The organism is Oceanobacillus sp. E9 (assembly GCF_001741975.1).
Taxonomy (GTDB): Bacteria; Bacillota; Bacilli; order Bacillales; family Amphibacillaceae; genus Oceanobacillus; species Oceanobacillus kimchii.
The window spans coordinates 340,793-364,749 of record NZ_LSNA01000005.1 but is presented as its reverse complement, the minus strand read 5'-3'; the positions used below and the strand labels follow the sequence as shown (position 1 = coordinate 364,749).

The window sequence follows — 23,957 nt, the reverse complement described above, 5'->3', positions numbered from 1 at the left end:
ACTGCAATAACTTTCAATTATTTATTCACTTTTACCATCGCTGGTCGAATAACACGATCTTTAAGCTGGTATCCTTTTTGTAATTCTTCTACAACTACATTGGATTCCACACTTTCATCCTCAATTTGCATTACTGCGTGATGAAGATTCGGGTCAAAAGCCTCACCCTCGGTTTTGATTGGCTCAACACCTTGCGATGTTAAAGCTTCTTGTAGTTGGCGATACACCATCATTATACCGTCGATAATGCTCTTGTTTTCTTCCGTCACTTCAACCTGTAAAGCTCGTTCAAAGTTATCCATAGCTGGTAAAAGTTCCGTGATTAAATCTTGTGATTTATACTTACGATCCGCCTCTCTTTCTTTTAGCGTTCTTCGCTTATAGTTATCAAATTCTGCTTGAAGACGCACTAAGCGATTGTAAGTTTCATCTTTTTCTTGTTGTAGTTTTGCAATTTCATCATTTTCAACAGCCTCTTCTTGAGGTTGCTCCGTTTCATTCTCTTCTGATTGATCAACGGATTCGTTTACATCAATTACTTCTTGTTCGTTTTCTTGCACTTGGTCAGAAGTAACTTGATCATTTTTATCGTTCATTTGAGTGGCACCTCGCTTTCAATTTCCATCATTGACTATATCATGATTGCACTAATTAGAAAACCAAGACGTTTTAAAAGAATTTTAGCTAAGAATCTCGCTTATACCACTTATCTAAAGTGTTAGTCATTTCATCGGAAATTCCTTTCATTAAAGAAATCACCTTTTTGTATTCCATTCTTGTTGGCCCTAATAAGGCAATTGTGCCCATAAGATTTTCTCCAACATGATAGGATGCAGTTATGAGACTTAAATCTTTGATTGCTTCTACTTCATTTTCATTGCCAATCGACACTTTTATACCATGATGTGTATTTTTTAAGAGATTTGCTATTTCATCTTCTTGTTCTATTAAGGCATAAAACGATCGAATTTTATCAACATCGTTAAACTCAGGCTGCATTAGAATGTTCGATTTCCCGCCAAAATACAATTTAACAGGATGTTCGTTCATAAAGAATGCTCGAAGTAAATCAAAAGAAGCCTCAGAATCAACTATATAGCGTCTCATTAGTTGTACAACCTCACTGGAAATAACCTCACCTAATCGTATAATCGGCACACCTCTTAACCGGTCATTTAAAATATTCACTAATTTTTCTAAATCCGAAGAAGCTATGCCTTTAGGTAGGGCAAAAGATCGGTGCTCTACATGACCAGTGCTGGTTACTAGGATCGCTACAGCGGTATGATCAGAAAGTGTCAATACTTGAATTTGTTTCAGCGTAGCTTCAAACATTTCTGGCCCTAAAATTATCGAAGTATAATTTGTTAGTTCAGATAATACTTCTGCAGTCATTTGTACTACTTGTTCAAATTCGAAAAACTCTCCGTCAGTATAATTACGTAATATTCCCGCTTCATGCTGGTTCATCACTGGACCTATAAGGTGGTCTACATAATAACGATAACCTTTTTCTGAAGGAATTCTTCCTGATGAAGTATGCGTTTTTTCAAGAAAACCTAAATCTTCTAAGTCCGCCATTTCATTCCGGATAGTAGCTGCACTATACGGAAGGTATTCCTTTTTTGATAATGCACGTGACCCAATGGGGTGTGCAGTTTCAATAAAATCATCAATAATGACTTGTAAAATGATCAGTTGCCTTTCAGTTAACATGATGATCACCTCTGTTAGCACTCTTGATTATTGAGTGCTAATTCTATAAATAAATTATCAAATCCCTTTTTCTTTGTCAAACAGTTTAGCTTTCTAATTGAATAATTTTATCATCAAAAGATTGCATCATTAAGAATTTCGAGAATACTTGATCCCCTAATAGCATTCCTCTGTCCGTTAAACGGTAGTTCCCATCTTTCAATCTTAATAAACCTTGTTCTAATAGCACCTGCAATTCATTTGCATATAATTTTTCGAGAGATACTCCATATTTTTGTTGAAACATCTTTTTACTAATTCCAGATGTTTTACGTAGCTGTAAGAAAAGTTCTTCTTCTATTTGGTCTTTAATAGTGATTGTTTCAATTTCGTCAATTGCACTTCCTTCACTAGCAGAACGGATATACGTACCTAATGGTTTAATATTTGATGTTCGCTTACCTGGAATGTATCCATGAGCTCCTGCACCAAACCCGTAATAATAATCATTATTCCAATATGTAAGGTTATGGTTACTTTCATACCCAGGTTTTGCAAAATTACTTATTTCATACTGCTCTATTCCACGATTTTTCATCTCCCGTTGCAATATGCGATACATTTCCACTTCTGCATCCTCTGGAGGGCGTTGTAACTGACCTTTATTCTGCTTATGATAAAATACCGTCTTCGGTTCGATTTGTAATGCATAGGTTGAATAATGTGGTAATCCAAATTGAAGCGCATCATTTAATGTTTGTTCAAAGTGTTCTACTGTTTGGTTTGGTAATGCATAGATTAAATCCAGACTTATATTATGGAATTCATTTTTGGTTAATAGATTGACTGTTTCATATACATCTTTCACAGAATGCATTCTACCGATTTTACGTAGCATGTCATCGTCCATTACTTGTACACCGAACGAAACACGGTTAACTCCATACGAAGAAAGTAAATGAGCTTTTTCTTGATCGATGTCACCGGGATTTATTTCAATCGTAAACTCTTTACAAGTTCCTAAATTAAATTTTCTATCTAAAAAACCAAATAATTTTTTGAGTTGTTCAACATTTAAAGCGGTAGGTGTGCCTCCACCCATATAAATTGTATCTACATGAACATTATATCCTGATACTGTGCAATCTATTTCACGGATGAGTGCTTCAACATAATCGTCAGCCTTATTTTCCATATAAAAGTATTTAACAAAATTGCAGTAATGACATATTTGTTTACAAAATGGAATGTGTATGTATACTGCCTTTATTGAATTCAAAATTAATCAACCCTTCTAATAAAAAGGAAAACTGATAGATATCATTCTACCAGTCCCCTCTATATCCATTTATAAATCTTTTTATCATACTATTAGTTATCATCCATCTTCAATACCGCCATAAATGCCTCTTGCGGTACTTCTACAGATCCAACCATTTTCATTCGTTTCTTTCCTTCTTTTTGTTTCTCTAATAGTTTACGTTTACGTGTTATATCTCCACCATAGAGTTTGGCAGTAACATCTTTACGCACTGCTTTAATATTTGATCTCGCTACTATTTTATTTCCTATCGCAGCTTGTACTGGTACTTCAAATTGTTGTCTTGGAATTAACTCTTTTAATTTCTCTACAATTTGTTTTCCGCGCTCATATGCAAAATCACGATGGACAACAAAAGATAATGCATCTATCGTATCTCCATTTAATAAAATATCCATCTTAACTAAGTTCGATTGTTGATAGCCAATTAATTCATAGTCAAATGAAGCATATCCTTTTGTATTAGACTTTAGTTGGTCAAAGAAATCAAAGACAATTTCGGATAATGGTATATGGTATACGACATTTACTCGAATGTCATCCATGTATTGCATATCAATAAAATTACCACGTTTTTTCTGTGAAATCTCCATAACTGGGCCAACATATTCATTCGGAACCATTATTGTTGCTTCAACATATGGTTCACGTATTTGTTCTACTACTTGAGGATCAGGCATCTCAGATGGGTTATCGATATTTAATACTTCTCCATCTGTTTTTTCAACCTCAAAAATAACACTTGGTGCTGTTGTAATTAAATCAATACCAAATTCCCGCTCAATTCGCTCTTGAATAATTTCCATATGCAATAGACCTAAGAATCCGCAACGATATCCAAAACCTAATGCTTGAGAAGTTTCTGGATCATACTGTAACGAGGAATCATTTAATTCAAGACGTTCTAAAGCTTCTCTTAAGTCATTATAATCATTGGAATCGACTGGATACATTCCACAGAACACCATAGGATTTAAACGACGATAACCAGGCAAAGCTTCTTCTGCTTTCCGATTTGCATGAGTGATGGTATCCCCTACACGAGAATCTCCCACATTTTTTATAGAAGCAGTCAGATATCCTACATCTCCTACGTGTAATTCTTTTTTAGGAACCGTTTTTGGTGTAAATACCCCTACTTCATTAACTTCAAATTCTTTTCCTGTCGCCATCATTTGAATCTTATCACCAACTTTTATTGAACCTTCTTTCACACACACATAAGCGATAACACCACGATAAGAATCATATAAAGAATCAAAAATTAAAGCTTTTAAAGGTGCTTCACCATCACCAGCTGGTTCTGGTACGACTTCTGTAACACGTTCTAATATTTCTTCAATACCAATATTTGCTTTTGCAGAGGCTAATATAACATCGTCACCATCAATTCCTAGTATATCTTCTAATTCTTTTTTGACTTTTTCAGTATCTGCACTAGGTAAATCGATTTTATTAATTACAGGTATAATCTCAAGCTCATTTTCCATAGCTAAATACACATTCGCTAATGTCTGAGCTTCGATTCCTTGAGCCGCATCAACTACTAAAATTGCTCCTTCACAAGCAGCTAAACTTCGAGAGACCTCATATGTGAAATCCACATGTCCTGGTGTATCAATTAAGTGAAAAATGAACTCTTCTCCCTTATTACTTGTGTATGCAAGTTGAACTGCGTTTAATTTAATCGTAATTCCACGTTCGCGTTCTAAATCCATTCCATCTAATAGTTGATCTTTCATTTCACGCTTCGTTACTGTTTTTGTATTTTCAAGTATTCGATCAGCTAAAGTAGACTTCCCATGGTCTATATGAGCGATAATCGAAAAATTCCTGACGTTTCTTTTTTTGTTCGCCATTTCATGCACACTCCTAGTTTTAATCCTACACGTTTCTATATATACTATATTAAAATAAGACGTCAATTACTAGGATGATTATAGCAATTGACGCCTTCAGATTCAATTATTAAATAAACAAATAGGTTTATTAAAAAAAGATTTTGGATATTTCATACATAATTCCAACTATGATATCAAACACTTTTTTTACCGTAGCTTCTAATACCGAAGCGGTTTTATTTGTTAATGAATATTGTCCCTCTTCGATTTCATATACGTTTGCTTCTTGTTCCATTGATGGTTGCGAAGATACAGTCTCAGTTGTTTCTTCTACAGCAGGAGTGGTTTCAGTAGTTTCTACTGTTGATGCTTGTTCATCTTTTTGAATTCCAAATACAAATCCGGATAGGAAAAATATAACCATGATCAACAATATTATTAAACCACGCATATTACCGCCTCCTAAGGATTAGACACTTCTTCTGCATCCCAATAATATTCACTAAATACTTCAGCTAACGCATCAGCGGATCGATACAGTTCTTCCATCGTATTGTCGACTCCTCCAAATTCGATTAGTAATGCATTACCCGAAACATCTTGATTATATACTCCATTTCCATTTGAACCATCTTTTGGATAAATACCTCGACTCAATCCTGGATATTTTTCTTCAATAAGTGCATTTAATTCTGTAGCAGTCTTCATATTTTCTTCATAATTCGCATGTGCTGTCCCAACAACAAAAATCAGTTTGGCATAGCTTTCTCCATCAATTTCTATTGTAGTTTTATCTCTACGTAACGCATCACGATGTAAATCAAACACATACTGAATATCTTTATTTCCAGAAAATGCTGTTTCTACTGCTTCTCGAGATACTTCATAGGACTGATGATATTTTTTCCCTTGTTCATTCAGTTGTTGGCCAAAATCTGTCTTATCGACGTAAGTACCAATACCTTTTCTTTCTAGAGATTGTCCTAGCCGTTCACTGACTTTAGAAATATTAATTTCGGCATGCATCGCAGAGTTTGGATCTTCCACACCTGGCAAATGTGGTAAAAACGATTCTCGATTGTGTGTTGTATATAGGAAAACAACATCTCGATCACCAGTAGTTTGCTCTACATCTTCTTCAGGAGGAAGCTCTTCATCAACATCTTCTTCTACAACAGCTTCCCGGTCCTTCAACACTTCTTCCAAAGGAGGATTGGATTCAATAGGAAAGCTTGTAAAATGATTATCATCGCCGCTCGCCATTAAAATTTGGCTGTCATATATTGAAAAACCAGGTAATTCATTTCCTAGGAGACTTCTCGGATCACTTGGTTGTATATTAGTTGCAAGCTGGAAGAATATATTTGATAACTTAGGCAACTCTTCATCATCAGGGAAGGAACTTTTATATGCTCGATTTTCCATTCCTAACATATTATAGAATACCAATTCATCGATATTTCTTGTCCAATCAGACAAAATAGTTGAAGAAAAGCGATAAGCCGGCTGAACTGTAGTTAAGATGCCGATCATTAAAAATAATACGAGTATGCTCGCTAGGTATAGTCCACTTCGCCTTGAAAAGACTTGTATAAAGGGCTTGATGTTTTTTTTCATAAGAATACACGACTCCACCTTTCCATCCAACTCTTAATTTAATCTATGAGAGGAATTTAAAAAGTAGAACCGTGTAATGATAAAAAATAGAGTATTTAATAGAGCTAACGAGAATAGTTAGCAAAGTTATCAACATCAACCTTTTCATGTAATGCAGTATTTATACCATTAGCTAATACCTCTGCCATATCAATCATAAATCCATCAACTTCTTTTGGAGTTACCATTAAATTATGTCCCATCGGCGTAAGAACCTCGGTGATAAGTTTTCGCTTTTCTTCATCTGACAGTTCCCCTACAATTCCTAAAACTGTCTTTCTTTTTTCCATATTTGGTAAATCTTCGTCTGTTAATTCTCTACTTCCAAACGACATACCGGCAGGAGTTAAAGATTTAGATGGGTCATCTTTTTCTTTCCACTCTCTACCAAAATGTTTTAAGACATAGTCAATCGTATCACTTGTAATGGTAACTGCATCAACAACTGTGGGAACTCCAATAGCGATCACCGGAATACCTAACGTTTTTTTGCTGATTTCTTTTCGTTTATTTCCAATTCCAGATCCAGGATGAATTCCTGTGTCTGAAAGTTGAATCGTTTCATTTACACGATTAATAGAACGAGAAGCTAATGCATCGATTGCTATTACCAAATCAGGTTTATACTTTTCAACTATCCCAAAGATAATATCACTAGTTTCTATACCTGTTACTCCCATAACTCCTGGAGTAACAGCAGCAACATCACGATAGCCTTGTGCTACAGTCTCATATTGCAGACGAAAAAGATGACTCGTTACTAATACTTTTTCTACGGTCATCGGTCCTAACGCATCCGGAGTAACATTCCAATTTCCTAAGCCAACAACTAAACATGTACTTTCTTTCGTAACGTTATTTTTCCTCATTAAGTCTTCTAGTTCTTTTGCCAAAACTTGAGCTGCTTGTCTTTGACGATCCGTATCTTGTTTTTTCACCCCATCAGCATAGATAGTGACATAGGAACCTGGTTTTTTTCCTAATATCTTTTCTCCTTCTTTATCAATATCCACATATGAAATCTTAATATCTTTATCCGTTCTTTCTTTAAATGTAACTCCTTTTATCTCTTTATCACTTGTTTCTTCAGGCTTCGATTCACTGTACATATCCTTCGCTTCAATTGCTAAGTCAGTACGAACCTGGAAAGGGACTTGTTGTTCTTCCATCTTCTCATCCTTTCAAATTATAATTCCATTCTTAGAATGAGCCTTTTTAATAAATTCATACTTTATTTTATCTTTAACAATCAACAATTCTATTGAAAACTAACGTTAGCTTTGGTACAATACTTGTTGTCCTGATGAGAAATGGAGAACTTAAATAGAAGTATTTGAATAATCGAATCTGGAATCTATAGAAGCTTTTGTAGGAGGTGAATGAATATGGCAAATATTAAATCTGCAATTAAACGTGTAGAAGTTAACGAGAAGAAACGTGTTTCTAATAGCAAACAACTTTCTGCAATGCGTACTGAAATTAAGCGTGTAGAGAAAGCAGTTGAAGCAAACGATACAGATAATGCGAAATCTCTTTTCCAATCTGCATCAAAACACATTGATAAAGCAGCTCAAAAAGGTATCATCCATCAAAATGCTGCTAACCGTCAAAAATCTCGTTTAGCAAACCAGATAAATGCATTATAAAACTAAATGGATCGAATACGACCATTTAGAAAAGCCGAATGAATTCTAAGAGATGAATTCATTCGGCTTTACTTATACAACTAATTCCATTAATAATAATTCAAACGCTAAACTTTTTTCCATCTTCCCTTGCTTCATTACACTATCCGTTTCAGCAAGTTCCTGAATCATCTGTTCTAATCTATCTTGTGAAATATTTCTTTCTCTAGACATTGCAATTTTAATGACATATGGATGAGCTCCAATTTGTTTTTGCATTTGAAACTGTGTATATCCCTTTTGTTTCATTAATTTTACTCGAAGGATCATTCTGAACTGATAAGATAATAAAGCGATCATCGCAATAGGATCTTCATTCATCTTTTCTAAATCCTTATAGATCTTCATTGCTCGTTGAATATCTCCATGCATAACTGCATCCACCATTGCTAATGAGGTGCTTGTTGGAGTGTGAGAAATCAATCGTTGAGCATCCGCCTCACTAACATGTCCCCCCTCTCCCACATATAACGCCATCTTCTCTACTTCACTCTGTAATAACTGGATATTATTCGCAACTTCTGCCTCTAACATATCTTTAGCTTTAGAATCCATTGTTATCTTATTTTTTGATATGATTGAATCCAGCCATTTTCTCGCATCTTGTTCTTTTATTTCTTGACAGTCCACAAGTTGGGAATTGTTTTTAAGGTGTTTTGTTATCTTTTTACGTTCATCTAATTTTTCATAAGGAGCAATAAGTAATAAGACTGTATAATCTGGAGGATTTTGAACATACTCTTCTAAATAAGAAGTATTATGTTCAAATGGTAGCTTGTCCGGTTTTGCTTTTAAAAATGATGCATTGGTAGCAACAATCAGTTTTTTTTCCTCAAAAAACGGAAACGTCTCTGCATCTGTTAGTACTTCTTGAATTGGAATTTCATTTAAGTCATATAACGATAAATTACTTTTATCTCCATTTAATACTTGTTTTGTTAGAGCTTGTTTCAATTCTTCTAAAAAATATGACTCCGTTCCAAATGCAAGATAAACAGGTTGAACAGATTTCTTAATATCATTTACAATATTCATTATTGACATTTCATTCACACACCTATGTACATTATATCCATATGTTAAAATGGAATGAAATGAATAGCAAGTGATATTTAATTTTATAGGAGGAGAAACGCTAAAATTTATGTTGAAAGTCTTCTCCTCCTAGCTCATCTATATTAAACGCCATAGGAAAAGCTCTAGAAACCATCCCTATTGACGATATTTTTTACCTATCGTTAGTTTTTCCGATGATAGTAAAAGTATAGATGTTAACTCTTGCTAAAATTGGCTTTCATATGTGTTTCCAATGAGGTAGATTTTTTAAAGTATTTCATTTATACTTAAATTGTGATAATAGGAGGGGTACAAGTTGAACGAATTTGAAAAAGATGTACAGTATAAAGGAAATGATGTAGTTGATTCAATCAAAGGTTTTACTTTTTCATTTCTATTCTTCTTTTTAATCTTTGCAATTGGCGTAGCAATTAGTTTTATCGGTCAATAACTGAAGATGAATCGCGTAAAAAGGAAGGGATTATAGTATCTCTTCTTTTTTATTTTCTCTTCAACGATAGTTTATGGAGAATGTATTAAAAATGTTCCTTGATTATTTGAAAAATAATATTGAATTGCACCATGCAAATCCGTACGTAAAATATCGATACCTTTTGATTCCAATGTTTCAATTACTTCTACCGATGGATGTCCATATCGATTATTTCTACCAACTGAAATCAATCCAAAATCGGGATCAATTTCTTCAATATATACACTGTCACTAGATGTATTGCTTCCATGATGTGCGACTTTGAGAATATCAATATTCATTTCTGGATGATTCTTTATCAACGTCTTTTCTACATCGCTTCCAATATCTCCTGTAAATAGCCATTTTGCTCCCAAATCAGCATATAATACTAATGAATTGTCATTTAGTGATTGATGATCACTAGTTGGAGAAAGAACATGAAAATTAGTAAAGTTGCCTCTAATGGTCTGAACAGCTTCAATTCGTTTAATAATTTGATTTGGAAATGAAGCTTGAATATTTTTAATTAACTGATCATCAAAAAACGAACTCACCATTATTGTATCAACAGTTACTTCTTCCAAAATATACTCCAAGCTGCCTATATGGTCCAAGTCTTCATGTGTTAATATAATGGCATCCAAATGTGTTATCCCTCTTGAATAAAAATAAGGGCGTAATATTTGCTTATACACACTTCTACTTGCCTCCATACTTTCAAAATCAAAGGTTGAGCCTGCATCCACTAATAAAGTATCTTGTCTATATGGAGTTTCGATTAATATTGCATCTCCTTGTCCAATGTCAAACATCGTAACAATGCCCTCTTCGCTTAAGTAAGGTTTTAATGCTCCAAATATTATAGGGAGACAAAAAAGCACTCCTGATAAAAACGCCACCTTCATTCTCTTTATTTCCAGTTCGTACATAAACCGAAAGAAAAAAATATAATAAACAATTACTGCGGTGATAGATAACCCGTTCATAAACAAAGGAAATGACAAATAAGTATCTACCCATACCAGAAAATTAACTACAACAGAATGAATCCATTGAAAAGAATTGTCTAAAATAAAAAGCACTTGTTTCGGTAAGAATGATAATAACGTAGCAATATACATCAATGGTATGACAAACAAAGTGAAGTAAGGAATAATAATGACATTTAGTAAAATCGATAGCGGTTGGAAAATATAGAAATAATGCAACTGTAATGGGAGGATAGCCATTTGAGAAACAAAACTTATTTGCACTATATTCCATAAAGTTGATGTTGAATAAGAAACCCACTTGGCCGAGAGGAGAATGGCAAATGTGACAGCAAAAGAAAATTGAAATCCTACTTCATAGATAACATAAGGATCAAAGATTATTAATGACAAAAACACAAAACTAAAAATATCTATATACAAGAATTTCTTTTTAAACTTTTGAATAACAAGTAAAATCGTAATCATCCAAACTGCTCTCCAAACAGAAGGTTCACCACCGGCTAATATACCATATAAAGGTAAAAATAAAATTAAAAGTAATTGTGCCCTCTCTTTTGTTACAATATTACCTTTTACAAGTAATAGAAGCACAATGGCAATTATTAATGTGATATTTGATCCTGAGATCGCAATTATATGAGATAAAATCCATCGTTGAAATAATTCTTCAGTAGGTTCATCCATCATAGAATCATCACCAAATACAATAGAGGTTAACCACATAACGGTATTATCACTCCATCTTCCATGCATATAATCAATAAGTTGATGGCGTAACAAATATATATGACTTAATGGTTGTGGATCAGTACAATGTATTTGATTTAAATTTTCAATTATGATTTGATAATGAATATCTTTTTGTAGTAGAAATTGTTGATAATTAAATTGGGCAGGATTTGTACTCGAAGATGGTTTTTCTATAGATTCGTGAGAGGTTTGAATTACGCAGGAAGCTCCGTGTAAAAAATCCCCATTCTTAACAAATGAGGCTTGTGATTGTGCCGGTTGGTCAAAAAAGTACATAACTAAGAAATTGGTATTAGAAATAGAATGTGACCCTTCCAACTGAAATTGCATATATTCATCCGTTATAACAGCTGATCCATCAATACTACCAGTTACGTGTGACGATAGGTGTTCGAATTTCTCCTCCGCCACTTCCTCAATCTCTGGTATATAGAATGTAAAAAAACAGAATGAAATAATTGAAATTATAAATGGCAGTAAAGGAAAACCTTTACGTGCCTTTAACCAAATTAACCAAAGAATAATTAACAGTGGCAACCATTCTGCTTTAGAGCTGACATAAAGAATAGCTGCCCCTGTTGTTATCGCAGCATAATACCAATACCCTTTCATCGATATGTACCTATTTGAATAGGCGCTCTGCTTTTTCTTTAAAAAGGGAAATCTCCGTATCATTCTCAGATACTTCATCGATTTTATCGATAATCTCTTGAATAAACTGTACTTTTTCTTGAACATTTACATCTATTGACAATTGATGTAACGGGACTTTTACAATTTTTACTCCTGCCTCAGCAAACAGTTCAATCGCATATGGATGATTATGATAGTCCTCAGCATAATACACTGTTTTTATCCCACTTTGAATTAATTGCTTTGTGCATTGTAAACAAGGAAAATGAGTAACGTAGACGTCTGCACCTTCAGTTGGCACCCCAAACTTAGCACATTGTAATAATGCATTCGCTTCTGCATGAACTGTTCGGACACAATGGCCATCAATTACATAACAACCTTCATCCGTACAATGTACACTTCCAGTAACGCTACCATTATATCCTCCTGCTATTATCCGCTTATCCCGGACAATTGTAGCTCCCACTTCAAGTCTTGTACAAGTACTTCGTAGTGACAGTAAATGGCTTTGTGCCATAAAATATTGATCCCATGAAATTCTCTCCATCTTAGACTCGTCTCCTTTTATTGCACTGCTATAAAAGCTTTTTCTCTCTAAGGAATTTGAATATAATCTTTTAATGATTCAACCGTCTTTTCACCAATACCAGAAATATTTAATAAATCTTCTAATTCACGAAACAATCCATTTTCTTCACGATATTGAAAAATTGTTTCTGCCTTACTTGGCCCAATACCTGGTAATTGTTCTATTTCTTGTACTGAAGCATAATTTATTCGTATTTTTTCATTCGCCTTATCCATGTCTGCACTTATATTAGTATCTTGATCACCTTGTTCTGGAACTGCAATAATCATTTCATCTTGAACAAGTTGAGCAAGATTGACTTGAGACTGATCAGCATCCACACTAAATCCACCCGCTAATTCAATCACATCATGAATACGGTCATTTTGTTTTACAGTGTAGACCCCAGGGTTTTGAACTGCACCTTTTACATCTACTACAAATGACTGTTCCTTATCTTTTGTTGATACAGAATTTAAATTATCTTGAAAAAGTTCATCGGTATCATGTGTCTCAATAGGGAGTTCTGCAGAGGAATCTTGCTTTTTAGTAAATACTATAAAGAAGAAAACAGCTAATCCTGCAAGCAAGAAAAACGAGGATTTTTTCAGAAGATTTAGCAACAGAATTTACACCTCCTTCTGAAACTGACTTTATAAAGATATATAATCAATTCGACAAATATCTTTTATCTCCTTCTTTAACTCACATCACAAAAAACATAAAAATTAATCATTTTTTCCAGCTAAAAAAAAGATTCTTTCCCCTTCTTCTACATTTATTTTGTTTTCAAAGGAAAAATCAGCAAATACTTGGATATTATTGAATCCAGAATTAAAAAGTAATTTTTTATAAAATTCAACTGAAAATGTCCGTTGATGATGCGTTTCTGTATAACGTTCATATTTTCCTGATTGATCCTCTTCAAAGAAAGTCAATTCATGAATCATCTCTCCTTCTCGATCACCGGGTTGACAAAACCAAATATAAGCAGCCGCATCAGTTACATCTGCAAAAGTGTTGTTAATATAATTTTCTTCAATATGCAACAAACTGTGGACGTCAAAAAGAAATAGTCCATTATTATTTAGTGAACGGTATATAGAATTGAAAAACTCGGCCAAATTACTAGGATTTACAATATAATTTACAACATCACAACAACTGATGGCCATATCCATGTACGGAATATTATTTAATTTAGTTATATCTTGGTGTAACCAACTAATGGAAAGAGAAGGATCCGTCTCTTTTTTTGCAAGTTCTAACATGTCCTCAGATATATCAATCCCTGTTAAATCATATCCTTGAACAGCAAGTTTTCTAGTAATTACTCCCGTACCACATCCAAAGTCTACAATAGAATTAACTTGACGGTTAGAATATGAATTAATCACTTCTTGAATAACTGCTACCCAATCATCATATGGTGCATCGATCATTAGCCGATCATAAAGAGTGGCCATTTTACTATACGCCATAAATTAGCGTTCCTGTCCTAAATGTAGTGGAATTTGATTTGCATCCCCCCATAATTTTTCTAAATTATAATAATACCGTTCATCTTTATGGAAAATATGGCAAACAATATCTCCAATATCCACTAACACCCAGCGAGCCTGATCAAAACCTTCTATTCGTTTTATGCTTAATCCCTTTTCCTCTACAGTTTCTTTAACTGCTCTAGCAATTGCTTGAACTTGTCGTTCATTGCTTCCATGACAAATTAGAAAATAATCGGCAACTAGAGATACCTCATTCATATCTAATGCAATAATATTTTCTGCTCGTTTATCATCGCATGCTTCTGCAACATGTTTTATTAATTCTTGTTTATTCATTTAAATTCCTCCATTAATTTGATTTCGCAAATCATTATAGGCATGTATGCTATCCGGATATATCGTGTTATTCTTTGATATTAAATACATCGTCGTATTCTTAGCTGCCATCCAACAAGCTTTAGTCAAATCTTCATATGCTACTTCCCGAACTTCTTCCACACCAGGAAATTGTCTTCCTGGTTCAATATAATCGGCTAAAAAGATAATTTTTTCTAATTGAGACATACATGCTCTACCAGTTGTGTGATATTTGATTGCATTACGTACATCGCTTGTTTGTACTCCATATTTTTCTTTTATAATATGCGACGCTACCGGACCATGCCATAATTCATGATGATAGTCTAATAAGTCGTTAGGAAGATCAGTTTCTACAATAATTTGTCTCATTATCGTTTGATCAAAGTACTTTGCATAATCATGAAAAATAGCCGCTAATTTAGCATTAGGGATAGATTCATTATATCGTTTTGATAAATCAACAGCAGTATCCATGACTCTTAGCGTATGTGCGAATCTATGCTCGGTTAACTGATCTTTCACATCTTGTTTAATTACGTCCAAATCCATATAACTGATGCTCCCTCACATATTGCATTACTGAATTAGATAGTAGGTATCGAATCCATTCTCTTTTTTGTAATCTTTCTCGTAACATTGTAGAAGACAAATGAATAGTAGGAATATCTACAAAATGAACAGGATAGGTCGTTTCCAGAGAATATCCCGGGCGGCTCACCCCTACAAATGTAATTATTTCTATCAATTCATCTATCCGATACCATTTAGGCAAAAACTCTACCATATCCCCGCCAATAATAAAATAAAATTCATCAGAAGGGTACAATTTTGTTAATTCATGAATTGTATCATACGTATATGACTTCCCTTCCCTTTTTAATTCTATATCATTTAATTTAAATGACGGGTGATTACGAATTGCTAATTTTAACATCGATGTTCGATGACCTGCACTTGTAGTCGTGTGCTCCTTATGGGGAGGTGTATTCGTCGGAATAAACCATATTTCATCTAATAGTTTTGCTCTTCGAACTTCTTCTGCTATCAATAAATGACCAATATGTGGAGGGTCAAAAGTGCCACCAAGGATACCTATTTTCCTCAATTCTATTCACCTTCTATATTTCTGTTATGGTAAATTAATCTGTTTATTTTCCAATGACTCTTTATATAATACAATATTATTTCCAATTACTTGTACAAGTTCAGCGTTAGCTGAGGTAGAAATTTGCTCAGCAACTACATTCTTGTCCTCCATGCAATTTTGAAGAACACTTACTTTAATTAATTCTCTTTTTTCTAGTGCTTCCTCTATTTGTACAACCATATTATCATTAACCCCGTCTTTTCCCACTTGAAAAATAGGCTTAAGTTGATTTGCTTGAGATCGTAAATATCTTTTTTGTTTTCCTGTTAGCATTATTATCTTCCTTTCAATATTTGTTCGATTTGCATATCCATATCAGATACATTGACATGTGTGCCTGTCCATATTTCAAATGCCGCTTGCGCTTGATATAACAACATAGTATGACCATAGTGAATATAAGGTGTTCGCTGTTTTGCTAATTGCAGAAAATGAGTCTCTAGCGGTTGATATACGATATCACTTACAACCGTTTCTTCATTAATATTATCTAATGCAATAATTGAACGTGGTTCATTCATACCGACAGCAGAAGTTTGAATAATTAAATCAAATTGATTTAACTCGTTTATAGCTTCTTCCAAACTAATTACTATTGCATCTTTATTTGTTCCAACAATGAATTCTGCGTGGCTTAACGTTCGGTTAGCTATTTTTATATTATTGTAACCTTTCTGCACCAAAGCATGAAAAATACCTCTTGCCGCTCCACCAGCTCCAAGGATTAATACACGCTTATCTGCTACTCCTTTCAAAAAAGGATACGCTGCATATAAGGATCGCAAATAACCCTGTCCATCTGTATTATACCCAACCCATTCTCCATCTTTAATAGATACAGTATTTACTGCCCCCATAAGATTTGCGGTATCATCAACTTTATCTAAGAAATTCATTATCCTTTGCTTATATGGAACCGTAACATTAAAACCAGTTAAAGAAGTGCTTTTGAGTTTTTCTATATTATTTTCAAAATTCTCATCCGGATTAATTTCAAAAAGTTCATAGGAGCCTTCCAGATTTGAACGTTTTAGAAATTCATTATGAATCCATGGTGACATCGAATGTTCTATTGGATAACCAATTAATTTTAAAGATAGTGTCAAAGTTCTCCCCTCCAACTAACTTATATAAGTGATTTACGAACAGTAATAGATATGCCTTTCCAAGTATGAGCTTGTACAGTAGCTCCTTTTCCTTGCACACTGATCCACCCTAATCCCGGGAATACAATATCCATTTTCTCATCATTTAACTTAAACGTTTTGCCCACAAATTCAGGTAAGTTATTAATGGATTCAGCATGAGGCGGAGACAATAACTCTCCCAAATGATCTTTATACAGCTGATCTGCTTTTTCTAATTTCGTCCGGTGAATGGATAACTCGTTGGAGAAATAACATACGAACGACTGCTTATCACCTTTTAGAAAATCTAAACGAGCTAATCCGCCAATGAATAATGTTTGTTGATCCTGTAATTGATACACTCTTGCTTTAATTTCTTTTCTAGGTGTGATTGTCTTTATATCTTTATCTGAAATGTAATGAGCCATTTGCTGTTTATTTACAATTCCCGGCGTGTCCACTAAAACATTATGATCATCCAAAGGTATTTCAATAAAACCTAATGTTGTACCAGGAAAATAAGAAGTAGTGATTGCATTTACTTCCCCTGTTGATTGTTCAATCAATTTATTGATAAATGTAGACTTACCAACATTTGTGGTGCCAACAATAAATACATCCTCTTTATCTCTATATGCCTCGATTAATTGTTTTAACGAATCTATCCCAGTTCCTTTTATTGAAGAAATAAAAGCAATATCCTTTACCTTTATTCCTAACTGACTAGCTTCTCGTTGCAACCAACTTTTCAATTTATTTACATTTGTTGACTTTGGAAGTAAATCTAATTTGTTACCAACAAGAAGAATTGGATTGTCACCCGTTATTCTAGGTAAACTTTTTAATAATGTTCCATCCACATCAAAAATATCGATAATGTGCACGATTAGACCGTCAGTATCACGAATAGAACTTACCATTTGTAGAAAATCATCATCAGATATATTAACATCTTGAATTTCGTTATAATGTTTTAAACGAAAACAACGTTTACACAATACTATTTCCTTATTTAAAGAACTTTGTGGTGCGTAACCAGCTTCTGACGGATCAGAAGTTTGAATTTCTACTCCACAACCTTGGCAAATCAATTGCTCCAAAATTATTCCTCCCAGCTAATTTTTCCTTTACGACGCATATAATTTAGAATTCTGCGTTCAATCGTACGGTTTATTCTTGTAATTTTACCATCTGTCTCTACAATAGGAACAACTAAAACAGTGTAGAATCCTGCAAAGTTTCCTCCTAAAACATCTGTTAAGAGTTGATCTCCAACAACTACAATTTCTTCCTTAGATAATTCCATTTCTTTAGCCACAGTCTTAAATGCTTTGCTTAATGGCTTTCTTGCACTATAAACAAATGGCGTTTCTAATGGCTCAGAAAATACTTGCACTCGTTCTTGGTTATTATTTGAAATTATCGTTACTTTAATATCATTTTCACGCATTTCTTGAAACCATCTGATAATCTCAGGAGTAGCATCCTTAACATCCCAAGCAACTAAGGTATTGTCTAAATCCGTTATAATTCCTTTAATACCACGTTCTTTTAACGTTGTCGGTTGCAAGTCAAATATACTTTTCACGTGTTCATTTGGTAAAAATCTAGATAACATCTTCACACCTCATGTTCTTCCATCTTATCACTAATGCAATATCTCATTATAACTAATCCTATTACATCTTACTAGGTTTTTTAAAGCAATAACCATAAAAACAATAATTCTATGCAAATTGATGAAATTTCATTCCTAAATTATCAATATTATCTGAAGAATCGTTCGACAAATTATTACTAATATCGATTCTGTGGATAACTTTACTAACATTATAAAAGTTTATATAACGTATATTACAGAAGTTATTGATCTCTTTATACACAAGTTATCTACAAGCTAATGTAGATAACTTCAACCTTGTCCAACATTAAATTACGTGTTAAATTATTAATATCTTAAAGACAGATGAAGGGTAGGAGGAGGCTGTATTATGGAAAATTTATCGGATGAATTACTGCTTGAATCCTATTATACAGCATGCGAATTACAGTTAAGTCCTGACTTTCTTTCTTTATTTGAAGAGGAAATTCATAAACGTTGTCTTTCTCACAAAATCAAAAATACTGTTTAATTTTGTCTAAAATAAGCAAGCGATCTTCAAATTTTCCATTTGAAGGTCCTTTTTTTTGACTTTTTTTTGAAATTTGATGGTGTTTTTTCCTATTTAATATAAAGATTTAATGCTAGAGTTTTTGCATACTTTATACATGCATGCACCTCTCTTATAGGTTATACTGTTAAATAGTTCAGCATCTATATAGTTATCACACCGACGGTATTGTATGTAATCTAACTACAAGGAATTATTATTTCAGTATGGATGATTTCTTTCCATTGTGGAATCTTAACTAACAACAAAAGACAACTAAATAAAATTTTATGCTCTTTATGTATAGAAAAAGGAGGAATTATCTTTGACAGTTTTACATTGGGCTACTCTATCCCCCTTTTTGATAGCCATTCTTATTCCATTTTTGTATAAATATGTAAGGAAAGTGCATACTGGCTGGTTTGTTTTACTCTTACCTCTTACGTTATTTATCTATTTTCTTTCGTTTCTACCGAGTACTAGAGAAGGAAATGTAATTTTTGAACATCTTGCCTGGGTACCTTCACTTGGTATCAACTTTAATTTATACATAGATGGCCTTAGTCTATTATTTGCTTTGTTGATTACTGGAATTGGTACGCTAGTTGTACTTTATTCCATATATTACCTTTCCGACATTAAAGAGAAGCTGAACAACTTTTATGTATATCTCTTAATGTTTATGGGAGCAATGTTAGGAGTCGTTTTATCCGATAACCTTATAGTTATCTATGTGTTTTGGGAAGTAACAAGTATTGCTTCGTCCTTGTTAATTAGTTATTGGTATGGTAGAGAAAAATCAATATACGGTGCTCAAAAATCAATGTTTATCACTGTATTTGGTGGATTATCGATGCTCGGGGGCTTTTCCATTTTATATGTAATCGCTGGAACATTCAGTATTCGTGAATTAATTGCAAATGCGGATATTGTGATGGCTAGTTCGTTATTTTTACCTGCAATGATTCTTGTATTATTAGGTGCATTTACTAAATCTGCTCAGTTCCCTTTTCATATCTGGCTACCTGATGCGATGGAAGCTCCAACTCCGGTTAGTGCTTACCTTCACTCAGCTACAATGGTAAAAGCGGGGATATACCTGGTTGCTCGACTAACAGGTGTGTTTGGTGGGAGCCCAGAGTGGTTCTGGATAATTACGATCGCTGGACTAACAACATTGACATGGGGATCCATATCCGCTGTTCGTCAAAAAGATCTAAAAGGTATATTAGCTTTTTCAACAATTAGTCAATTAGGGTTAATTATGAGCTTACTCGGTGTCGGCTCTGCTGCATTCTATTTCCAAGATGGAGATAATGCATTGTATACTACCGCTATTTTAGCAGCAGTATTTCACCTAATTAACCATGCTACCTTCAAAGGAAGCTTATTTATGGCTGTAGGAATTATTGATCATGAAACTGGTACGAGAGATATACGAAATCTAGGCGGTTTAATGACGATTATGCCTATTACAGCAACGGTTTCTCTGGTAGGACTGGCTTCAATGGCTGGATTACCGCCATTCAATGGATTCTTAAGTAAAGAATTGTTCTTTACTGGAATGTTGAACGCAACAGAATACGGTATTTTCAACCTAGAAACTATAGGTTATATCATACCTATTGTCGCATGGGTGGCTAGTGTGTTTACTTTCTTATACTGTATGATTATGTTCTTCCGCACATTTACAGGTAAATTTGATGGAAGCAAACTAAAAGTTGACCATGTTCATGAAGCTCCTATTGGAATGTTAGTAAGTCCTGTTATTTTAGGAATTTTAGTTATTTTCTTTGGTTTGTTCCCTAATGTATTAGCATATTCGCTGATTGAGCCAGCAATGGCTGGAATCTTGCCAGGAATTTTAAATCCGGGTGAATTTTTCAATGTTCACATTAGTCATTGGCATGGATTTATACCAGAACTCTTTATGACAATTGGTGTAATAGTTCTTGGAGCTCTTTTATACCTAACAATGAGTAAATGGCAAAAAACAGCTTTTTACCTTGGCGAAAGAGACATATTTAATTATGCCTATGACTATGGTTATGACGGATTAATCAAGGGATCTCAATGGATAACTCGTATTCAAATGACTGGACGTCTTCGGGACTACTTTATTTATATGTGTGGATTTATGATCCTTCTCATAGGATATACGCTGTATAAGTTTGATCTACCTTCGTTAGACTCAATGGAACTTTCACCAATTGATCCATTTGTGTGGATCGTTGCTATCGTGTTTATAGGTTCTGTTATTGCAGTACCATTTATTAATAACCGCCTTGGTTTAATTATAACCACAGGAGTAACTGGTTTTATTGTAGCTCTATTTTTCGTCGTTTTCCGTGCTCCAGATCTCGCACTAACACAATTACTTGTTGAGACTGTAACAGTTATCCTATTCATGCTTGCTTTTTACCACTTACCTAAGTTGAAAAAAGAAAAAACAAGCAAAGGAATACATGCGATAAAACTAATTATTTCGATTTCATTTGGAGTAATGGTTACCGTTGTATCGTTAAGTGCTTTTTCAATGGGAAGTACGGCTGGATTTCCTTCTATTTCCGAGTATTTCACAGAATTCTCAAAAGAACTTGCTGGAGGATATAATATCGTAAATGTAATTTTGGTTGATTTTCGTGGTCTAGATACGATGTTAGAAATTCTAGTTGTAGCTATAGCTGTGATATCAATAATTAGCCTTATTAAACTCCGTTTCAAAGGGAGTGAAGATGTATGAAACAAGTAAAACCGAATGATGTTATGTTACAGACATTTGCTCGTATGTTAATTTTTATAATACTAGCCTTCTCCATCTATTTACTATTAGCAGGACATAATAATCCTGGAGGAGGATTTATAGGTGGTTTAATGACCGCCAGTGCCATTTTAATTCTGTATTTAGCATTTGATATGAAAACAATTCGTAAATCAATACCACTAGATTTTGTTAAAATTATTGGTATTGGACTACTATTTGCAAGTTTAACCGGTGTGGTATCCATGCTTTTTGGATTTCCATATCTAACTCAATTCTTTGACTATTTTCATATTCCACTTTTAGGGGAAGTAGAATTAACTACTGCACTACCATTTGATTTAGGTGTTTACTTTGTTATTGTGGGTAGTGCATTAACGATAATATTAACAATCGCGGAGGATGATAAATAATGGAACTATTGATGTCAATCATCATTGGAATAGTATTCAGTGTCAGTATCTATTTATTCATGTCCAGAAGTCTACTCCGTGTAGCTGTTGCAAGTGTAATACTTTCACATGGTGTACACTTACTTCTTCTAACCATGTCTGGATTACAAAGAGGTATTGCACCAATTTTGAGTTTTGAATCTGATGCATACGCAGATGCCCTTCCACAAGCATTAGTACTAACAGCAATTGTTATTAGTTTTGCAGTAACTTCTCTATTGCTTGTTATGGCATATCGCACATATAAAGTGCATCAAACGGATGATCTAGAAGAGTTAAGGGGTTCTGCTGATGAGTAATTTAGTTATTTTGCCGATTATAATACCATTTATAATCGGTGCTATATTATTAATGTTTGCAAAGCACCATAAAGTACAGCGTATAATTAGTGGTATTTCCATGATTATATTATTAGCTCTAGCTATATATCTTGCTATTTATGCATACCAACATGGTACTCTAGTGTTAGAATTAGGTAATTGGAGTGCACCTTTCGGTATTGTGCTAGTTGCTGACTTACTGTCGACGTTTATGGTATTACTTGCTACCCTTGTTGGAGCAGTATGTTTATTCTTTGCTTTTAAAACAATAAATTCGGATAGGGAGAAGTATTATTTCTATCCACTATATTTCTTCTTATTAATCGGTGTAAATGGAGCATTTTTAACCGGTGATTTATTTAATCTATTTGTATTTTTTGAGGTAATGTTAATCGCCTCATACGGATTAATTGTCCATGGTGGTACAGGCTACCAGTTAAGAGAATCATTTAAGTATGTAATTATAAATGTTTTTGCTTCAGGGTTATTTATAGTAGCAATTGCATGGATATACTCTATCACTGGTACAATGAATATGGCTCATATAGGAGAAAGAGTTGCAGAGCTTGACCAAGCAGGTGCATTAAATGTAGTAGCTGTCCTCTTATTTATTGTATTTGCATCAAAAGGTGCCCTCTTCCCACTTTACTTTTGGTTGCCAAAATCTTATTTTGGTCCTCCAGCTGCAATTGCGGCATTATTTGGTGGATTATTAACTAAGGTTGGGATATACGCAATCATCCGTACCTTTACAGTTATATTCAACCATGATCCTGGATTCACTCATAAAGGAATTATCGTTACCATCGCTGGTTTCACAATGTTATTTGGTGTATTAGGAGCTGTGTCACAATTTGATTTTAAACGTATCCTCTCCTACCATATTATTAGCCAGGTTGGGTATATGGTTATGGGACTTGGAATCTTCACACCATTAGCTATGGCAGGTGCTATCTATTATATAGCACACCATATGATTGTAAAAACGGCATTATTCTTATTTGCTGGTGTGACGGAGAAAATAACAGGAACAACAGATTTAAAGAAAATGGGAGGACTACTTGGAAGTCATCCTGCCCTAGCCTGGATGTTCTTTATTACCGCTGTCTCATTAGCTGGTATACCTCCATTAAGTGGATTCTTCAGTAAATTCCCGATTATCTTGGCAGGTTTCGAAGAAGGTCAATATGTGATTTCTGGAGTAGCATTACTTGTAGGTTTATTAACACTATTTTCGATGATGAAAATATTCAGTTATGCCTTCTGGGGTAAGCAAAAACATACAGAAGAACAAGCGAATATTCCTATCGGTAAATTATTGTTGCCAGTGGTACCATTAGTTGTATTAACGATAATTTTAGGTTTTGCAGCTGAACCAATCTTCACTTACTCATTAGATGTTGCTGAACAGATTATGGATCCTTCAAATTATATTGAATCTGTCCTTAAGGAGTAGTGAC

Annotated in this window: 26 protein-coding genes; 7 read left to right on the top strand and 19 right to left on the bottom strand. The window is 34.0% G+C overall.

Going from position 1 to position 23,957, the window contains the following annotated elements; all coding sequences use genetic code 11:
* Positions 1–17: 17 nt before the first annotated feature.
* The 7 genes from grpE to gpr form a co-directional block, all read right to left on the bottom strand.
* Complete coding sequence (gene grpE, locus AQ616_RS05435) at positions 18–596, bottom strand: nucleotide exchange factor GrpE (RefSeq protein WP_017797083.1); 579 nt, start codon at positions 594–596, stop codon at positions 18–20.
* 88 nt (positions 597–684) lie between these two features.
* Complete coding sequence (gene hrcA / locus AQ616_RS05430) at positions 685–1,716, bottom strand: heat-inducible transcriptional repressor HrcA (protein WP_069685237.1); 1,032 nt, start codon at positions 1,714–1,716, stop codon at positions 685–687.
* An 85-nt stretch (positions 1,717–1,801) separates the two neighbouring features.
* Positions 1,802–2,974 (bottom strand): radical SAM family heme chaperone HemW, encoded by a 1,173-nt coding sequence (gene hemW, locus AQ616_RS05425; RefSeq protein ID WP_069685236.1) that lies wholly within the window; start codon positions 2,972–2,974, stop codon positions 1,802–1,804.
* Between the two features lie 92 nt (positions 2,975–3,066).
* Positions 3,067–4,875 carry a translation elongation factor 4 gene (gene lepA, locus AQ616_RS05420; protein ID WP_017797086.1) on the bottom strand — a complete coding sequence of 603 codons (1,809 nt, stop codon included), beginning with the start codon at positions 4,873–4,875 and terminating at the stop codon, positions 3,067–3,069.
* 130 nt (positions 4,876–5,005) lie between these two features.
* Positions 5,006–5,308 carry a hypothetical protein gene (locus AQ616_RS05415; protein ID WP_069685235.1) on the bottom strand — a complete coding sequence of 101 codons (303 nt, stop codon included), beginning with the start codon at positions 5,306–5,308 and terminating at the stop codon, positions 5,006–5,008.
* 11 nt (positions 5,309–5,319) lie between these two features.
* Positions 5,320–6,474, bottom strand: a complete 1,155-nt coding sequence (locus AQ616_RS05410; protein WP_026133785.1) for a stage II sporulation protein P — start codon at positions 6,472–6,474, stop codon at positions 5,320–5,322.
* 104 nt (positions 6,475–6,578) lie between these two features.
* A complete protein-coding gene (gene gpr, locus AQ616_RS05405) occupies positions 6,579–7,682 on the bottom strand; it encodes a GPR endopeptidase (RefSeq protein WP_017797089.1) in 1,104 nt (367 codons plus the stop codon).
* A 216-nt stretch (positions 7,683–7,898) separates the two neighbouring features.
* Between gpr and rpsT the strand changes: the two genes are divergently transcribed.
* A complete protein-coding gene (gene rpsT / locus AQ616_RS05400; protein WP_017797090.1) occupies positions 7,899–8,159 on the top strand; it encodes a 30S ribosomal protein S20 in 261 nt (86 codons plus the stop codon).
* A gap of 72 nt (positions 8,160–8,231) precedes the next feature.
* Here the strand turns inward: rpsT and holA are convergent, their stop codons facing one another.
* Positions 8,232–9,242, bottom strand: a complete 1,011-nt coding sequence (gene holA / locus AQ616_RS05395) for a DNA polymerase III subunit delta (RefSeq protein WP_069685234.1) — start codon at positions 9,240–9,242, stop codon at positions 8,232–8,234.
* Positions 9,243–9,570: 328 nt separating this feature from the next.
* Here holA and AQ616_RS19150 point away from each other — a divergent pair, with 328 nt between their 5' ends.
* The gene (locus tag AQ616_RS19150; protein WP_017797092.1) at positions 9,571–9,705 is read left to right on the top strand and encodes a YqzM family protein; all 135 of its coding nucleotides are present in this window, start codon (positions 9,571–9,573) and stop codon (positions 9,703–9,705) included.
* Between the two features lie 71 nt (positions 9,706–9,776).
* On the opposite strand, the gene AQ616_RS05390 is transcribed toward AQ616_RS19150, so the two are convergent.
* From AQ616_RS05390 to AQ616_RS05340, 11 genes are all read right to left on the bottom strand, one after another.
* Entirely contained in the window at positions 9,777–12,083 is a 2,307-nt protein-coding gene (locus tag AQ616_RS05390) for a DNA internalization-related competence protein ComEC/Rec2 (RefSeq protein ID WP_069685233.1), read from the bottom strand.
* Between the two features lie 10 nt (positions 12,084–12,093).
* Positions 12,094–12,654: a ComE operon protein 2 gene (locus tag AQ616_RS05385; RefSeq protein ID WP_017797094.1), complete on the bottom strand. Its 561-nt coding sequence runs from the start codon at positions 12,652–12,654 to the stop codon at positions 12,094–12,096.
* A gap of 47 nt (positions 12,655–12,701) precedes the next feature.
* Positions 12,702–13,298, bottom strand: coding sequence for a helix-hairpin-helix domain-containing protein (locus tag AQ616_RS05380; RefSeq protein WP_017797095.1), 597 nt, complete (start codon positions 13,296–13,298; stop codon positions 12,702–12,704).
* 105 nt (positions 13,299–13,403) lie between these two features.
* Complete coding sequence (locus AQ616_RS05375) at positions 13,404–14,156, bottom strand: class I SAM-dependent DNA methyltransferase (RefSeq protein ID WP_069685232.1); 753 nt, start codon at positions 14,154–14,156, stop codon at positions 13,404–13,406.
* Positions 14,157–14,159: 3 nt separating this feature from the next.
* Positions 14,160–14,516, bottom strand: a complete 357-nt coding sequence (gene rsfS / locus AQ616_RS05370; protein WP_017797097.1) for a ribosome silencing factor — start codon at positions 14,514–14,516, stop codon at positions 14,160–14,162.
* Positions 14,517–15,089, bottom strand: a complete 573-nt coding sequence (gene yqeK / locus AQ616_RS05365; protein WP_017797098.1) for a bis(5'-nucleosyl)-tetraphosphatase (symmetrical) YqeK — start codon at positions 15,087–15,089, stop codon at positions 14,517–14,519.
* Complete coding sequence (locus tag AQ616_RS05360; protein WP_069685231.1) at positions 15,070–15,645, bottom strand: nicotinate-nucleotide adenylyltransferase; 576 nt, start codon at positions 15,643–15,645, stop codon at positions 15,070–15,072. Before AQ616_RS05360 ends, yqeK begins: the two co-directional genes overlap by 20 nt.
* Positions 15,646–15,669: 24 nt before the next feature.
* Positions 15,670–15,960, bottom strand: coding sequence for a ribosome assembly RNA-binding protein YhbY (gene yhbY / locus AQ616_RS05355; RefSeq protein WP_017797100.1), 291 nt, complete (start codon positions 15,958–15,960; stop codon positions 15,670–15,672).
* Positions 15,961–15,962: 2 nt separating this feature from the next.
* On the bottom strand, positions 15,963–16,793 hold the full coding sequence (gene aroE / locus AQ616_RS05350) for a shikimate dehydrogenase (protein ID WP_069685230.1): 831 nt from the start codon (positions 16,791–16,793) through the stop codon (positions 15,963–15,965).
* A gap of 20 nt (positions 16,794–16,813) precedes the next feature.
* The gene (gene yqeH, locus AQ616_RS05345) at positions 16,814–17,914 is read right to left on the bottom strand and encodes a ribosome biogenesis GTPase YqeH (protein WP_017797102.1); all 1,101 of its coding nucleotides are present in this window, start codon (positions 17,912–17,914) and stop codon (positions 16,814–16,816) included.
* Positions 17,915–17,916: 2 nt separating this feature from the next.
* Positions 17,917–18,432 carry a YqeG family HAD IIIA-type phosphatase gene (locus AQ616_RS05340; RefSeq protein ID WP_017797103.1) on the bottom strand — a complete coding sequence of 172 codons (516 nt, stop codon included), beginning with the start codon at positions 18,430–18,432 and terminating at the stop codon, positions 17,917–17,919.
* 373 nt (positions 18,433–18,805) lie between these two features.
* On the opposite strand from AQ616_RS05340, the gene AQ616_RS05335 reads away from it, so the two are divergent.
* The 5 genes from AQ616_RS05335 to AQ616_RS05315 all read left to right on the top strand — a co-directional run bounded on the left by AQ616_RS05335 (position 18,806) and on the right by AQ616_RS05315 (position 23,953).
* Positions 18,806–18,946: a sporulation histidine kinase inhibitor Sda gene (locus AQ616_RS05335; RefSeq protein ID WP_017797104.1), complete on the top strand. Its 141-nt coding sequence runs from the start codon at positions 18,806–18,808 to the stop codon at positions 18,944–18,946.
* A 343-nt stretch (positions 18,947–19,289) separates the two neighbouring features.
* Positions 19,290–21,707 (top strand): Na+/H+ antiporter subunit A, encoded by a 2,418-nt coding sequence (locus AQ616_RS05330; protein WP_017797105.1) that lies wholly within the window; start codon positions 19,290–19,292, stop codon positions 21,705–21,707.
* A complete protein-coding gene (locus tag AQ616_RS05325; RefSeq protein ID WP_017797106.1) occupies positions 21,704–22,138 on the top strand; it encodes a Na(+)/H(+) antiporter subunit B in 435 nt (144 codons plus the stop codon). Before AQ616_RS05330 ends, AQ616_RS05325 begins: the two co-directional genes overlap by 4 nt.
* Complete coding sequence (locus AQ616_RS05320) at positions 22,138–22,476, top strand: Na(+)/H(+) antiporter subunit C (protein ID WP_011066389.1); 339 nt, start codon at positions 22,138–22,140, stop codon at positions 22,474–22,476. The genes AQ616_RS05325 and AQ616_RS05320 overlap by 1 nt, the downstream gene beginning before the upstream one ends.
* Positions 22,469–23,953, top strand: coding sequence for a Na+/H+ antiporter subunit D (locus AQ616_RS05315; RefSeq protein ID WP_017797107.1), 1,485 nt, complete (start codon positions 22,469–22,471; stop codon positions 23,951–23,953). Before AQ616_RS05320 ends, AQ616_RS05315 begins: the two co-directional genes overlap by 8 nt.
* Positions 23,954–23,957 lie beyond the last annotated feature (4 nt).